Annotated in this window: 11 protein-coding genes; 4 read left to right on the forward strand and 7 right to left on the reverse strand. The window is 54.1% G+C overall.

Annotated features, from left to right (window positions below):
* Window positions 1-44 precede the first annotated feature (44 nt).
* Window positions 45-266: a DUF2795 domain-containing protein gene (locus VHE34_RS07485; RefSeq protein WP_039131553.1), complete on the forward strand. Its 222-nt coding sequence runs from the start codon at window positions 45-47 to the stop codon at window positions 264-266.
* 41 nt (window positions 267-307) lie between these two features.
* Here VHE34_RS07485 and VHE34_RS07490 read toward each other — a convergent pair whose 3' ends face one another.
* The 7 genes from VHE34_RS07490 to VHE34_RS07520 all read right to left on the reverse strand — a co-directional run bounded on the left by VHE34_RS07490 (window position 308) and on the right by VHE34_RS07520 (window position 8,902).
* A complete protein-coding gene (locus VHE34_RS07490; RefSeq protein ID WP_325586290.1) occupies window positions 308-1,120 on the reverse strand; it encodes an enoyl-ACP reductase FabI in 813 nt (270 codons plus the stop codon).
* Window positions 1,121-1,150: 30 nt separating this feature from the next.
* Window positions 1,151-1,357: a hypothetical protein gene (locus VHE34_RS07495; protein WP_325586292.1), complete on the reverse strand. Its 207-nt coding sequence runs from the start codon at window positions 1,355-1,357 to the stop codon at window positions 1,151-1,153.
* Between the two features lie 2 nt (window positions 1,358-1,359).
* Entirely contained in the window at window positions 1,360-3,015 is a 1,656-nt protein-coding gene (recN, locus tag VHE34_RS07500) for a DNA repair protein RecN (protein ID WP_325586294.1), read from the reverse strand.
* 28 nt (window positions 3,016-3,043) lie between these two features.
* The gene (locus tag VHE34_RS07505; RefSeq protein ID WP_325586296.1) at window positions 3,044-4,408 is read right to left on the reverse strand and encodes a hypothetical protein; all 1,365 of its coding nucleotides are present in this window, start codon (window positions 4,406-4,408) and stop codon (window positions 3,044-3,046) included.
* A gap of 109 nt (window positions 4,409-4,517) precedes the next feature.
* Window positions 4,518-5,273: a zinc ribbon domain-containing protein gene (locus tag VHE34_RS07510; protein ID WP_325586299.1), complete on the reverse strand. Its 756-nt coding sequence runs from the start codon at window positions 5,271-5,273 to the stop codon at window positions 4,518-4,520.
* A 99-nt stretch (window positions 5,274-5,372) separates the two neighbouring features.
* Complete coding sequence (locus tag VHE34_RS07515; RefSeq protein WP_325586304.1) at window positions 5,373-6,479, reverse strand: Nif3-like dinuclear metal center hexameric protein; 1,107 nt, start codon at window positions 6,477-6,479, stop codon at window positions 5,373-5,375.
* On the reverse strand, window positions 6,476-8,902 hold the full coding sequence (locus VHE34_RS07520) for a TonB-dependent receptor plug domain-containing protein (protein ID WP_325586306.1): 2,427 nt from the start codon (window positions 8,900-8,902) through the stop codon (window positions 6,476-6,478). The genes VHE34_RS07515 and VHE34_RS07520 overlap by 4 nt, the downstream gene beginning before the upstream one ends.
* A 150-nt stretch (window positions 8,903-9,052) precedes the next feature.
* Here VHE34_RS07520 and VHE34_RS07525 point away from each other — a divergent pair, with 150 nt between their 5' ends.
* The 3 genes from VHE34_RS07525 to VHE34_RS07535 all read left to right on the forward strand — a co-directional run bounded on the left by VHE34_RS07525 (window position 9,053) and on the right by VHE34_RS07535 (window position 15,560).
* Entirely contained in the window at window positions 9,053-10,564 is a 1,512-nt protein-coding gene (locus tag VHE34_RS07525; protein WP_325586308.1) for a carboxypeptidase M32, read from the forward strand.
* 18 nt (window positions 10,565-10,582) lie between these two features.
* On the forward strand, window positions 10,583-11,005 hold the full coding sequence (locus VHE34_RS07530; protein WP_325586310.1) for a hypothetical protein: 423 nt from the start codon (window positions 10,583-10,585) through the stop codon (window positions 11,003-11,005).
* Between the two features lie 94 nt (window positions 11,006-11,099).
* Window positions 11,100-15,560, forward strand: coding sequence for a PKD domain-containing protein (locus VHE34_RS07535; RefSeq protein ID WP_325586312.1), 4,461 nt, complete (start codon window positions 11,100-11,102; stop codon window positions 15,558-15,560).
* The last annotated feature ends 12 nt before the right edge of the window (window positions 15,561-15,572 follow it).

Here is a 15,572-nt window from a genome sequence, read left to right on the forward strand (position 1 = left end):
GGTGAAATCATTTTAAAAATTACTTTTGCGGAAAATTAAGAGCGATGTTTTGGACACTTGAACTGGCAAGCTATCTCGAAGACGCCCCCTGGCCGGCTACCAAGGATGAATTGATCGACTACGCAATTCGTTCCGGTGCCCCTATCGAAGTCGTAGAGAATCTGCAGGAGCTCGAGGACGAAGGCGAGATCTACGAAGGCATCGACGACATCTGGCCTGACTATCCCAGCCAGGAAGATTTCTTTTTCAACGAGGATGAATACTAAAATCCATAAAAAAGCGCCCCGGCGGGGCGCTTTTTCGTTAACTATTTCTCCATCTGCTCGATCACCTCTGCCGTAACCCCGGTCGAAGAGAATCCGCCATCGTGAAATAGATTCTGCATCGTCACCATCTTCGTCAGATCGCTGAACAGCGTCACACAATAGTCGGCACACTGATCGCCCGTAGCATTCCCTAACGGACTCATCTTTTCCGCATAGGAAATAAAGCCGTCAAATCCCTTGACGCCGCTACCCGCCGTCGTTCGGGTCGGCGACTGTGAAACGGTATTCACGCGAACCTTCTTCTTTATTCCATAATTATATCCAAAACTCCGGGTCACACTCTCCAACAATGCCTTGGCATCCGCCATTTCATTATAGTCCGGGAACACCCGCTGCGCCGCGATATAGGTCAGCGCAACGACGCTTGCGCCTTCGTTCAGGGCATCCAGATCCCAGGCCGTCCTCAACACGCGATGCAAAGACATCGCCGAAATATCCAGCGTCTTCTTATTCCATTCATAGTCGATCTCCGTATAACTCTTACCCTTCCGCATATTCAGGCTCATTCCAATGGAATGTAGGACAAAATCGATGCCCCCGCCAAAATGCTTCATCGACTCTTCGAATAATTTCTTCAGATCGTCCATATTCGTCACATCCGCGCCGATCACCGGAGCCTTTACCGCCTCGGCCAGCTTATTGATCTCCCCCATCCGCAGGGCCACCGGCGCATTCGTCAGCACGAGCTGCGCACCCTCTTCATAACACTTTAACGCCGTCCGCCAGGCAATGGAGTTCTCATCCAGCGCCCCGAATATGATCCCTTTTTTCCCATTAAGCAGGTTATATGCCATAGATTGAATTTTGAGGCCCAAATATAGATTTTATCGCCCAAACAACCGCACGATCAGGCCCACCACCAGGATAGTATACACAACGATCAGCAAAAAATTCGCCATTATATAAAGAAAGAAGCGCGCCGCCGCCTCGCGGGGGCGCATCATCCGCTGCAGCCATCGGTTGAGATAGAACGCCGGTACGAGAGCCAGCCCGATAACCAGTAATATCAATAGTGATCGCAATCTCATCATCGTTATCCCAAAACCATCTCCCGGGCATTCTCCAGCGCCGCCGCCGTAGGCTTCTCCCCGCTCAGCATCTGCGCGATAGCAGTGATCCGCTCATCCTGGTTCAGCAGACGGATATTGGTTTGGATAGCCTCGCCTTTGACAGCCTTGTAAACAAAATAGTGCGCATCGGCCTTCCCGGCGATCTGCGGCTGGTGCGTGATACAAATCACCTGCCGCTTTTTGGCAAGCCCCTTCAGGATGATCCCCACCTGTCTTGCCGCCTCTCCCGAGATCCCCGTATCGATCTCATCGAATATCAGCGTCGGCAGATCGATCGACTCCGCCACAAGCGACTTGATACAAAGCATCAGCCGGCTCAACTCACCGCCCGACGCGACTTTACGGATCGGCTCAAACCGGTCGCTCTTGTTCGCATCGAAAAGAAACTCGATCGCATCGCCTCCGAATGCATCCAAACCCGCCGGCGATATCTGCACCTTCAGTCGAGCATTGGGCATTCCAACCTGCTTGAGCAATTTATTGACCTTATCTTCCAGCGGCCCGGTCTGAGCTTGTCGGTTCTTCGACAGCACCGCTGCCCTTTTCTTCACCTCCTGCAAAAGCCGGGCTACCTCTTTCTCCCCGGCGGCGATACCCGCATCCACCTGGAAGGAATCCTTTAGTTTATGTTCCAGCTGACGATATATTTCCAGCAAGGCGCCCGTCGTCTGAACCCCGTGCTTCTTCAACAGCTTATATCCTGCCGAAAGCCGCTCATTGATCTCCTCGATCCGCTTCGGATCATATCCTACCTCTTCGTTGATCCGGTCCACTTCCCCCGCGATGTCCTGCAACTCTATCTGTGCCGAAGACATCCGACCCGCAAGACCCGACAACTCCGGATGGTAGGTCGCAAAACCCGCCAATGAATGCTGCAAGGTCTTCAGCTGCTGCAGCAGGGGCTGCTCACCCTCCTTCAATTCATAATATACCTTGGATAGCGCGGTCTTAATGCCTTCCGAATTATTCAGGATTTTCAGTTCCTGGTCCAGTTCCTCCAGTTCGTTCTCGCGAAGGTTCGCATCGCTCAACTCGTCAAAAAGGAACTTGTTATAGTCAAGCTCTTTATTGAACTGCGCCTGCTGCTCCTTTAACGTGGCCAGCTCCCGGGATGCGGCCTGGTATTCCCGGTAGATGCCTCGATACTCTTCCAGCAGATTCCCCTGCCCCGCCAGGGCATCCAATACCTCCCTTTGAAAATCCGACTCGCCCAGCTCAAGCGTGTCAAACTGCCGGTGTAGGTCGACCAACAACGAACTCAACCCTCGCAATTGTTCCAGATTCACCGGGGTATCGTTTACAAAGGCCCTTGACTTGCCCGAAGGCGCGATCTCCCGCCGGATAACAACCTCATCCTCTCCATCCAGGTCGTGAGCGGCAAAGAAAGCCGCAGCCTCCTTCTTACCCGCTAACGCAAAAACACCTTCCACAACACACTTCTTGTCACGTTGCAATAGCACGGCCGAATCGGCCCGGTCCCCAAGGATCAGCGAAAGCGCCCCCATCAGAATGGATTTACCCGCGCCCGTTTCCCCGGTGATGATATTCAGTCGTTGGGAAAAGTCGATACTAAGCGCATCGATGATGGCATAGTTCTGTATTTGTATCCTCTGTAGCATACGAAGGGCAAATTAAGGAAATTTCGTGCTATTCACCTTTACACCTCGCAAGCCCCGCCTTCGCCCGCTGGTCGAGAGAATTCTTATAATCATGATCCTTAAGGGAAAGGCACTTTTCAAAAAACGACACCGCCCGCATTTTATCCCCACGCTGTTCATAAATATATCCGATCTGCAGCGCCGCCCTTGCTGCATAATACTCCCGAAGCCGCTGCCCCGTTTTGACAGTGGTAAGATAGGCCTCTATTGCTTCATCGTTCCGGCCAAGCCCGTCATAGATCCGCCCAAGCCGGTAGGCATATTCGCATTTTTCTTCTGCCGTCGAAAAACCGGAGCTGCTCGTTCCCTGCAACAACTGCAAAGCCTCGTCAAAATATCCACCGTCGCTAAGCAGTCGGGCCTGCAACAACAGCTTGTTGGGCCACTTCCCGCTCTTCGCCTCCTTCAAGGCCTGTCGGTCGGCATCCGCGTCTGCGCCACCCCTTCGAAGTATCTGCAGGCGGCAGCTGTCGGCATGGGGTTGTTCGTCTTTCAGATAGTAGTACCAGGAAAGCTTCAGCAAGGCGTCCCGCACATAGAACCTCCCTTTAAAACGTCGAAGGAATCGCTCGAGGTACAAGGCTGCCCCGGGTTCGAGATGATTAAGGCTGGCATAACCCATCTCCAGGTCCCAGACTGGCATATCCAGGTAGCCGGGCCCATTGTTCATCTGTCGCATCGCCTGCAAGGCCTGGGCACTCTTATGATCATTGATGCAAAGGTTGGCGTAGAGATAGGTATACAGGTGGTTGCTGCGGATATCAAGCTGACGTAGATGGATATAAGTGAATACCTCCTCCGGCTTGTTCTGAATGTAGAATTTTAAATAGAGATAATAGAACGTGGCCTCATCCCGGTATAGTTCCGCCCATTCATCATTCATCGCCAGAAACCGCTCCAGCTGCTGCATCCCGTTCCCAATGCTCCCACGGATCCCCAAGAGGCCGCTCAGCCATTTATAGCCGTCGGGGATCGTCCCGGCCACGACCTGCATGGCGCCGCTAAGCATCCCAGCAGCGCTGAACTCCTGGAACCGCCTGGCACAATCCCGGCTCTGCAGGAAGCTGCGGCGAAAATCCCAACCTGCATCCCAGTTATTGCCGAACTTGATCTGGATCGCGGCCCATTGGAAATGGAGCACGCTCCGGGTGAAAAGATGGAAAGGGGAAGACTCAGGGCCAAGGCTCATCAACTCGAGGCGCTGGTCGAGCCGGTCCTTCCAGGCAGCATATTGCCCGGCATCTTCATTAAAAAAAAGTTGAAAGAAATCGATATAGTTATCAAGAAAAAAAGGGATCAGATTATTCGGATCCCTTTTCTTTTCAATTTCCAACAGGCGGCTTCCCTCATCCAATCGCATCGCAATTATGGACCGGTAGGCCTGGCGGCAAGTACTATTGAAATCGTAATGCTTTTGTCCTATGCTTAAAATGGGGAAGAATAAGCAGGCGACAAGCGCAAGTTTATTTAACCTCAACGGCATCGTTCAGCTCATTGTCTACCAGGATCCGGCCGCAGTTTTCGCAAACGATGATCTTTTTGCGCTGGCGGATCTCGCTCTGACGCTGGGGCGGGATGGCATTGAAGCAGCCGCCGCAGGCATCCCGCAACACCGGGACAACGGCCAGTCCGTTCCGGTAGTTGCTCCGGATACGGTCATAGGAGTGAAGCAGCCGGGGTTCCACCTTTTCGCGCGCTTCCTGCGAAAGTTTGGTGAAATGCTTTTCTTCCTTCTCTGTGGTTGCGATGATCTTATCCAGCTCGTCCTTCTTGTTCTTCAACACGGACTCCTTGCTGCCGATGTTCTTCTTCGCCTTTTCGAGCAGCAACACCTTCTCGGCGATCTCCTCGTTGGCATCCTTGATATGCTTCTCGGCCAGCTTGACTTCCAGCTGCTGCATCTCGATCTCTTTGTTGATCGCCTCGAATTCGCGGCTGTTCTTTACGTTCTGGCTTTGTTTATCGTACTTCTTGATCAGCGTATCAGCTTCTTTGATAGCCTCTTTCTTTTGATTGATGAATTCCTGGATACCGTTGATCTCTTCCTCTACGCGCGTCTGACGGGCATGAAGACCCGTGATCTCGTCTTCCAGGTCGCTTACTTCCATCGGAAGCTCGCCTTTCAGGATCTTGTACTCGTCCAACTTCGATTCAACTTTTTGGAGGGTCACCAGGGAGGTGAGCTTTTCCTCAACAGAGAATTCTTTTACGCTTGACATAATGTTTAGTTTAAGCCGGCCCGGTTGGCTTCGCCCCAAAATCCCGGCCCGGCTTAAACCCACTAATGTCGGGTCTTCAGCCGAGCCGCCCGTGGCGGCTCAGTAATAGTATTTTATCGGGTTCGTTTTGACCACCGATTTAAGGACCGCAAAATTACGAAATTTTTCCTGCAAAACCTCAAAAAGCAGGTCCACAGTGAATTGCTCGCTTTCAAAGTGCCCTATATCGGCGACGACCAAATGATCGTTGGCATCAAAAAACTCATGATATTTAACATCCGATGTGACGTAAAAGTTGGCTCCGGCTGCTAAAGCCCTGGAAATCAGGAAACTTCCCGCACCCCCACAAACAGCTACCTTTTTCACCGGGCGGCCTGTAAGCCGGGTATGCCGGATCACCGGAACCTCGAACTCGCGCCGGACCCGGTCCAGGAACTCGGTTTCTCCCATTTCGGCAGGAAGCTCGCCGATCAGCCCCGATCCTACCCCGGGGTGGGAATTCGCCAGCGGTACAAGGTCATAGGCTACCTCCTCATAGGGATGGGCCGCAATCATCGCCTGGACCACCTCCCGGCTAAGATGCGTAGGCACGATCACCTCAAGCCGCCCTTCCTTTTCATAGTGTCGTCGGCCCGGCTCACCCACATAGGGATTGGTTCCCACTCCTGCGGTAAATGTACCCGTCCCTTCGACCGAATAGCTGCATTCCGAATAACCGCCGATATGCCCCGCGCCTGCTGCAAAAACGGCCGCTCTCACGGATTCCAGGTGGTCCGACGGCACAAAACAATACAGCTTCTGCAAGGTCCCCTCCCTTGGTAGCAGCGGCTTGCCGCCCACAATGCCCAACCTTTGGGCGATCCGGCCATTGACTCCGCCCGCTACCACGTTGTCCAGGTTCGTATGAATGGCATAGATCGCGATATCCCGCTTGATCGCCGCGATAACCGTCCGCTCTACGTAATTACGTCCCGTGATCTTTTTTAACCCGCCAAAAATGATCGGGTGATGCGCCACGATCAGGTTACACCGGCAGGAAACGGCTTCCATCACCACCTCTTCGGTAGCATCCAGCGTCGTCAACACCCCCGTACAATCCCAGTTCCCGCTGCCTGTCAACAGACCGGCATTGTCATAGGACTCCTGGTAAGCCGGCGGAGCCAGGGCTTCCAGGAAATGAACGATATCCGCGATGGATGTGCTCATTGCACGATCTGTTCGATATGGGCTAATTTTCCCTCCTCGTTGAATCCCTCCAGCACAACCCGGAACTTCTTCGTGATGTCATTATTGAAGAAGTCCACGCTCACATGCTTGTTATCCTTGTCCATCAACACATACGGCTTCCAGTACAGGGTCGTCCGCAGGTCCTCCTCTTCGTTACGCGGGTTGTTCTCGAGATAGTTCGGAGAATAGAACTCCTTCGGCAGCGAATAACCGATGAGGATTGCGCGGTCAAGTCCTTTGATATTGGGATCGTTCCGCTTCTCGTCTCCCCCCTTCTTGGTATAGATGGCGATCGTCCCGCCGGAGCCACCTCCAAATCCAACGCCCGACCCGGGCCGGAAAACCTTTACATAAGCGATATCCGTCACGGGGATTGATTGCAGTTGCTGCGCATCGGTCTGCATTTCATTCAGGTACAACGATGGTCTGCCTCCCCGCCAGGATAGCGAAGCCGTTCCTCCCGGCCCCTGGCCGGTCGTGATCTGCAGCCCCGCAACCTTCCCCTGAAGGTAGGTAAAGATATCCGGATAAGCCGTGGCCAGATTGTCGTTCACAAGATCGAAGGAGTACGCATCCCCGCCGGAAAACAACCCGGAGGCATATCGTTCGTCCATCTTTTCCTTTTCGGTCTTCACCCTCGCAGTCTTGGTGACCGTTTCCAGGGTCTTCACTTTCTGATTGTCGATCGGCTGCACCCGGGCCGCCTCCTGCGCGATATACCTGTTGCGCCGCAAATAGGCGGAATCCTCGGCGGTCCAGCCCTCGAATGCGGTGAACAACGGTTTTGCCGATCTCACGCTGGGTACGAGCCCCGTATTAAAGGTCACAGCCGCCTGATTGGAAAGCGCATGGTTGACATTGAACATATAATAGGCCTTTACCGTATCATAAAAGACAAGTCCCGTGAGACCGAATTTGGTCCCCGCAATATGCGGTACCGCATACATCTGCGTGCTCGAATCCTTCTTGCTCATAATGACGTTCAGCGATTCATCCTTGGCGATCTTATAAGGATCCACCCCCAGCACATCCACCCGCATCGAAAGGTAATCCTGCTCTGGATGCTTGATCACCGGCAGCTGTCCCCGCACCAGGGCATCCCATTTGAACCTGCGCCAGCCATGCGTCATCATCACCAGGTCCAGCTGCGCCATAAGACTATCCGACGTACCGTTGAAATAATAATATGGATCATGCACCTTCCCCTTCAGCTCGCCCGTTAGCAGCAACCGGGACACGATATTGTCCTCATTCGGGAACAAGCCATCGGCTGTGGCATCCGTCACCGAAAGAGAGAAATTACCCCGAAGGGTATCGTCCACATCGACCATCAGGCTGTTTTTTCCCCGCCGGGCGACGCTCTTCATCTGCATCCCCACGTTGGGCTGGACAAGATATTCGTGATTATTGACAAACACCACGCGCTCGGCGACGGGCACCATATTCGAATTAAAGATGGTCAGCTCCAGCACGCCGCTGGGCAACTGGCCGGTCGGTATTGTGCCCCCGCTCATGAAATTCTCTTCCAGCGTGATCCGGGCCTTATAGACCAGGTGCTGATGCATATGGGCGATGATCGTAAGATGCTTTTGCTCCGGCGCCCCTTCCGCGCTCCGGGCAACGGAGAACAACACTTTCTGATTGGCGGAGATGGCCCGAAGAACGACACCGGCTGGCCTGACCCGCGGTAAACCCGTACGATGCTCAATGCCCTTATCATCCCGCCAAACTGCCGTCAGAGAATCGCCCCTATCAGGCGTTATCGGAAATCGGCCCATCCCGTCATGTTCGGATACGAACGTGAGCACCTCCTTCCCGGTCTTGTCCAGTATTGAACCCTTGACGTTCGCGGGCAGACCGAACTGGTCATCGGCCTTGAAAGCAACCATACACTCCACTCCCGCCACAATATCTCCACCTTCCGGAAAAAACTGCAACCGGGTCTCCCGGGGAACCACGGTCACCGTGATAACACTGTCCCGCGGATCATAGATACGGATATCTTTCTCAAAATAAAAAGCGGTGTCGAAATTGGTCATCCAGGTGGTATATCCCCGGAAATGCAGGTGCCGGGACTTGACGTCCTTGGGCAGGTCGAAATTACCTGCCGTGCTCGACTCGGAGATCGGGTACACCTTCCGCTGGATGATCACGCCCGAAGCATCGGATAGCTCCGCATAAAAGTTCTTGCTGTAAAGAGAAGGATCCGCCCCCGAAAAAATATAAGCCTTGAACCAGATAGTCTCTCCTGCGCGATAAAGATTCTTGTCAAAATGAACATAGGCCTTTTCCTGCGGAAACCGGTCGGCATAAATGCTCATCATGGAATCTATCTTCTGCGCTCGCAGCAGCACGGGGATCAACAGAGGCAAAGCAAGTAACAGGCAACAATTTTTTTTCATATCGTTCAATTTGAATTGCGACAAAAAATTGCCAAAATATAATTTTATGCCGCAATACCCATAATTTCGGTGCATTTCGGTCTCTGACCTCGTGCACTAACCGGGCTCCGCCCGGTTCAAGCGATTAATTTCGGAAATTAAATTGTTAAAATGGTTTTAACAAAGTCCTCTCAGGAGCTCTACGGCGAATATACGGCTCGAATGCAAAAGATCGCCGATGTAAAGTATTCGGCAGCAGTATTACAATGGGATCAGGAGACCTATCTTCCGCCAAAAGGCGCCGAATTCCGCGCGCGCCAGCTGGCCACCCTTTCGGAGATCGCACATGAATGGTTCACCGCAGCCGAATCGGGCCAGCTGCTGGAAGAATTGTATGGTCGGCATGATCTTACCGATGACCAGCGACGGAACGTTATCTTGAGCCTGGAAGATTACAATAAACAGAAAAAGTTCACACCCGCCTTCGTTCGCCGCCTCAGCGAAGCCAGTTCCCGTTGTTTTCACACCTGGCTCCAGGCCCGCACGACCAATTCCTTTGCGGTGTTCAGCCCCGAGCTGCAAAACATGATCCGGTTGAAAAAGGAAGAGGCCGAACTCGCCGGCTATGAGCAACATCCCTACAATGCGCTCTTGGATCAATACGAGAAAGGTGCAACGGTCTCCTTGCTGGATAAGGTCTTTTCGGAGGTTCGTCAACCGCTGAGGCAACTGCTGGACCGCATTTCCGGCGGCCGGCCTGTCGACGATCAGTTCCTGCGCGGCAATTATCCCAAACAACAACAATGGGACTTCGGTATGGAGCTGATCCGGCAGTTGGGATTCGACTTCGAAGCGGGACGCCAGGACCTGTCCGAACATCCATTCACCACCAACTTCAACAGCCACGACGTCCGGATTACGACTCGCGTGGATGAGCACGACTTCAGCAACATGACATGGAGCTGCATCCATGAGACGGGCCACGCCCTCTATGAACAGGGGCTGCCCGCCGAATATTACGGCCTGCCCCTGGGGGAGTACGCCAGCCTCGGCATCCACGAATCCCAGTCAAGGCTTTGGGAGAACAACATAGGCAGAAGCTACGAATGGTGGCAGACGGTCTATCCCCGGCTGCAGTCGGTCTTCCCGAAACAGTTGGGGGCCGTTTCACTGGAATCATTCTATAAAGCCATCAACAAGGTGCAACCCTCCCTCATCCGGACCGAAGCCGATGAGGTCTCCTATCATTTCCATGTCATGATCCGTTATGAACTGGAAAAAAAGCTGATCGAAGGAAACCTCTCCGTCACCGATATTCCCGCCTGGTGGAATGAACATTATGCCGCCTGGCTCGGGGTTACCGTACCGGATGACAAACGAGGTTGCCTCCAGGACGTCCACTGGAGTCACGGGAGCTTCGGCTATTTCCCAACGTATAGCCTCGGCAGCTTCTATGCGGCCCAATTCTTCGCAGCTGCAAAGAACCAGGTCGCCGGATTGGAGGCATCCATCGGCCAGGGCGACACCAGGCCCTTGCTCCATTGGCTTCGTGAGAACATCCATCGCTGGGGCCGGCGCTATACCAGCGAGGAATTATGCCTCAGATCGACCGGAAAAACCCTCGATATCAGCTTTTTTTTGGGGTATTTACTTGATAAATACGATAATATTTATAAATTTTGAATATAAATTCAATAGCCTATGACGCGTTCGTTGCTGTTTACCATCATTTCCGGCCTTAGCCTGTCCTTCTATTCATGCAAAAAATACGTCGAAAAACAAGCGCAGAAGGAAGCAGTATCCATCATGACAGATGGATATTGGTACGTCAGCGGCTATAATCAAAATGATAGCGATATCACCGCTGCATTCTCGGGTTATCTCTTTAAATTTGACGCTAATAACACGGTAACGGGAACAAAAGGGAGTGTCTCGACCTCCGGCCAATGGTCGGATAATATTGTCGCCCGGACCATAACCGCGAGTTTCCCTGGTGCAGTGGCGCCGCTGGTGTACCTGAACGAGACCTGGACGATCAAAGACAGCTATACCGATAGCGTCTCCGCCAAATGCACCGACACCGTTAACCATACAACCAACATCCTGCAGCTGAAAAAACAGTAGTCCGCCTCCCTTCGATTGCAATCCTGAATTCCTAACAAAAGCGGTCGGCGATCCGACTGGAAAGACCACTATTCGATTACCTAAACGCGTTTCGTTGAACCGAAAACTTTTGGCTGCTCTTGGCTGCTTCTTTCTGTTGGGATTAGGGAAAATTTATGCTCAGGGTCCCAGCCCCGATTTTTCGGCTACCCCAACGGCCGGCTGTGGTCCCCTCCGCGTCCAATTTACCGACCAGTCTTCCGGCGGTCCTATTTTTTGGAGCTGGGATTTCGGCAATGGCCAAACCTCCAGCCAACAAAACCCCGTGGTTGTCTATTCGAGCCCCGGAAACTATACGATCACGCTAATCGTCCGTAACAAGGATGGATCCAATGCCGTCCGAAAAGATAATTACATTACCGTCTATCCCTTCCCATCTGTCGCATTTGGTTCCAACCTGCAGATAGCTTGTGCACCTACAACGATCCAGTTCATGGACCAGTCGGCCCCCAGGCAGGGAAATCTCGTCTCCTGGAACTGGAGCTTTGGCGACGGTACTACCTCGACCGCACAAAATCCCAGCCACAGCTACACCCAAACAGGCTACTATAATGTCGCCCTAACCGTTGCCAACAGCGGCGGCTGCTCCAATACAGTCACCGTTTCCCGCTACATTCGTATCGTAGACGGTATCCAGCCGAATTTCACCTACGACCAGTTGTCCCCGGCCTGTACACCGCCGTTCAATGTTAATTTCATCAACCAGACCGCCGGCCCGGGAAATCTAACTTATGCCTGGAATTTCGGCGCCGGTTCCAATCCGAACGCCTCTGCCGCTGCCAACCCCTCGAACATCATCTTTCCCAACACCGGCGACTATACCGTGAATCTCCAGGTGGTTAGCAGCCTTGGCTGCAGCCAGACCCTTCAAAAGACGATCAGCTTCACCCAGTACACCGCAAGCTTCACGGCCCCGGCCAGCACCTGTCTCGGCAGCCTGGCCACGTTCACCAACACCTCCACCCCCGTCTCCTCGGGCAGCATCTGGGACTTCGGCGATGGGACCACCGGAAGCGCCACTCCCGCCACAAAAATTTATTCGACGCTCGGCACCTATAACGTAAAGCTTATCAATCGATACGCCGGATGCATTGACTCTACTATCGTCCCGATCACGGTGATCAATGCTCCCGTTCCGGACTTTTCGGCCAGCGACACGGTTGCCTGCCAACCCAATTTTACCGTACAGTTTACCGACAAAAGCCCGGGCAACCCAACTCAGTGGTTATGGGACTTCGGCGATGGCCAAACCGACACCCGCCAAAACCCGTCTCACACCTATGCGACAAGCGGAGCCTTCAATGTGACACTGACGACCAGCGGCGGTTCCGGCAGCTGCTCGGGAGTACTCACAAAAGCTGGCTATATCAACATCACCGCACCAACCGTCAGCATCAACGGAGCCAACAGCCTTGGCACCTGTGTGGCCGGATCGGGCGGCAGTTCCGAAAATATCACTCCAACACTCCATATTTCGAGTGTGACCCCGATCAGCAGCTACTCGTGGACTGCTCCCGGCGCGAGCCCGTCCAGCTCCAACTCCGCCACTCCAACATTTTCCTATAGCGCGATTGGCGACTATAACATCATTGTCGCCGTCACCACCGCCGACGGCTGTACGGCCTCAGCGACCAGCACAGTCGCCGTCGGCCTTCCCGTTACCAGCCCGGCTACCCCGTCGTTTACGATCCAGAACGCTTCCACACTGGCAGATATCACCACTGGCGGATCAGTGTGCGGCCGTGATCAAATACTTCTCACCGCCAGCCCGGTCGGTCCATACACCTATACCTGGAACTTCGGCGATGGCACCACTTCCAACCCCCAAACGACCAACACGATAACACATTCCTACAGCCGGCCACAAAACCTGGCAAGCATCACCCTCAACCTGAGCAATCACGGCTGTCCCCTAAGCGCCAACCATACCCTCACTGTCAAGCCACCCTTCCCCAACTTCGGCTGGAAGGTCACCTGCGATCCCAATGTCGCTCCAGTCGATTTTAACTCGACCGATTCATCCATCGTAAACCACCCTACTTCTTTCTCATGGGACCTTGGCGGCCTCACCACGTCTTCCCAGCAGAATCCGTCATATACATTCCCAATCCTCCAACCCTACGACATCAAGCTAACCATCGTCGACGGAGCTTGCACGCAGACCTACACCAAAACCCTCTTATTAGCCAAGGTGTTCCCTTCTCTCGCCCCATATCCCACCCCCACCTGCAAGAATGTCTCCTTCGATCTCAAATCCACCACCACCCTCACCCCGGCAGCAGTCACCCCCGACCAATACATCAAATCCTACATCTGGACCTTCGGCACCCGCCATACGGACACTACCTCATACCCCGGCGATCATACCGGCATCGACACAAATGGAGTCTATCCAACCACGCTGACCACCGTCGACATCTACGGCTGCAAAGTCACCAGCGCCGCTACACCGGTAACCATCGTCGGCCCCACCCCCCGCTTCAACGCACCACCATCCGGCGGCGGCTGTAAGAACGGCGCGACCGTCTTTACCGATGCCTCGACCGCCGACCCCAAAACCAGGCCAGTTACCTCCTGGACCTGGACCTTCGGTGATGGCACCAGCCCCCAAATAGTCAGCACCCCCACCGTCAGCCACACATACACGGACACCGGCTTCTACCACGTCACCCTAAAAGATTTCGACGGCACCTGCTATGGTTACTGGACATCCCCCGACTCCGTCCACATCACGTCCCCGGTCGCCAACTTCGGCGTGCCCGACAGCTTCTACTGCCCCGGCGTACCCCTAAATTTCATCGATTCCTCCCTCGGCTTTGGCCTGAAACCGACCTGGACCTATGGCGACGGCAGCCCCTCGGATAACCTCGGCTCCCACAGCTATGCCACTCCCGGACGCATTTACAACGTCACCCTCCAGATCGCCGATACGAACAACTGTAACAACCAGGTCACCAAAACCGTCAATATCCAAAATCCCGTCGCGGCCTTTGACATCGCCGACACAACGGCCATCTGCACCCCACTGCAGGTGCAGTTCACCTCCCATTCTCAATTCTACGATTCGCTGTACTGGAACTTCGGCGACGGCAGCACCTCCACCCTGCCTGTCACCTCCCATTTTTATAACACCATCGACACCTTCACCGCTACGCTCTACGCCGTTGGCCCCGGCGGCTGCTATGACTCCGCCAATCGCCGCGTACTCGTGCTCAATCCGGCCACGATCACAAAGCTGATCTATGGCCCACTCCAACGCTGCGACTCCGTGCTCGTCAACTTCAGCATCGTAGTCCCCGGCTATACCAGCTTCTTCCTGGCCTTTGGGGACGGCGCGAGTGACCAATCGGGCGACAGTACCTCTTTCCATATCTATCGAAACCCCAATGACTACCGGCCCGCACTCCAGATGACGGACGCCACAGGCTGCATCGTTACCTATCCAGGCCAGAAAAGCATCATCGTACTGGGCTCCACCCCCTTCTTCACCGCCAGCAAACATAAATTCTGCGATAGCAGCATCGTCGCCTTCGCCGACTATACTATCTCCAATAACGGCTTGGCCACCGAAACCTATTCCTTCGCCGACGGCTCGCCGGATACCTCACAGTCACCCGGCACCGGCGCCTTCAACGTCTCCAAATACTTCAATAAGCCCGGTCCCTGGCAGGTTGCCTTGAAAGTGACGACGGACAGCGGCTGCTCGGAAACCTATCTCGACACGATCCACGTCTACCAGACGCCCCATCCCTCGATTGCCCTCGGTAGCCTGGCCTGCGCAGGGATCGTCCAATTCGACGGCTCCATCGATGCCCCCCAGGTGGACACCATCAACTGGACCTGGAACTTTGGCAATGGCCAGACCGCCAAAGCCGAGGATCCGGCCATCCACATGGACGCGGGCAATTATGCCGTCATCCTCATCGCCTCCACCAGCTTCGGTTGCGCGGACACCACCAGCAAACAGATCACGATCAACCCGGTCCCCGTGATCAAGGGTCCCAAACAGATCACCACACCCCTGGGCTTCCCGGTAACCATCCCCTTCACCTACAGCAGCGACGTGACCAACTATACCTGGTCACCGGCGACAAATCTCGACTGCGCTGATTGTCCCAACCCCGTGGCAACCGTGATCCTGAGCACACAGTATATCGTCATGGTGACAGATACCAACAATTGCCGGGCAATGGACAGTGTCTTTATCAAGACGGTCTGCACCACCGACAATATCTTCATGCCGAACACCTTCTCACCGAACGGAGACGGAGTCAACGACGTTTTTTATCCCCGCGGTAAAAGCCTGTACAACGTTCAATCTCTGACCATCTTCAATCGCTGGGGACAGATGGTCTTCCAACGGCGCGATTTCCCGGCTAACGCCCAGAACATGGGCTGGGACGGCAATTTCAACGGTCATCCCGCACCGGCAGACGCCTATGTCTATATGGTGGAAGTTATATGTGAGAACGCACAGGTCGTGGCGATACACGGCTCCGTCACCCTGGTGCGATAGCAGACTACAAAA

Origin of the sequence: Puia sp. (assembly GCF_035546395.1) — a bacterium.
GTDB lineage: Bacteria > Bacteroidota > Bacteroidia > Chitinophagales > Chitinophagaceae > Puia.

Excerpts from the sequence above, each read along its gene's own strand:
- VHE34_RS07520 (WP_325586306.1), bottom strand. The coding sequence starts at position 8,902 with ATGAAAAAAAATTGTTGCCTGTTACTTGCTTTGCCTCTGTTGATCCCC.
- VHE34_RS07495 (WP_325586292.1), bottom strand. The coding sequence starts at position 1,357 with ATGATGAGATTGCGATCACTATTGATATTACTGGTTATCGGGCTGGCT.
- VHE34_RS07515 (WP_325586304.1), bottom strand. The coding sequence starts at position 6,479 with ATGAGCACATCCATCGCGGATATCGTTCATTTCCTGGAAGCCCTGGCT.
- VHE34_RS07525 (WP_325586308.1), top strand. The coding sequence starts at position 9,053 with ATGGTTTTAACAAAGTCCTCTCAGGAGCTCTACGGCGAATATACGGCT.
- VHE34_RS07510 (WP_325586299.1), bottom strand. The coding sequence starts at position 5,273 with ATGTCAAGCGTAAAAGAATTCTCTGTTGAGGAAAAGCTCACCTCCCTG.
- VHE34_RS07490 (WP_325586290.1), bottom strand. The coding sequence starts at position 1,120 with ATGGCATATAACCTGCTTAATGGGAAAAAAGGGATCATATTCGGGGCG.
- VHE34_RS07530 (WP_325586310.1), top strand. The coding sequence starts at position 10,583 with ATGACGCGTTCGTTGCTGTTTACCATCATTTCCGGCCTTAGCCTGTCC.
- VHE34_RS07485 (WP_039131553.1), top strand. The coding sequence starts at position 45 with ATGTTTTGGACACTTGAACTGGCAAGCTATCTCGAAGACGCCCCCTGG.
- recN (WP_325586294.1), bottom strand. The coding sequence starts at position 3,015 with ATGCTACAGAGGATACAAATACAGAACTATGCCATCATCGATGCGCTT.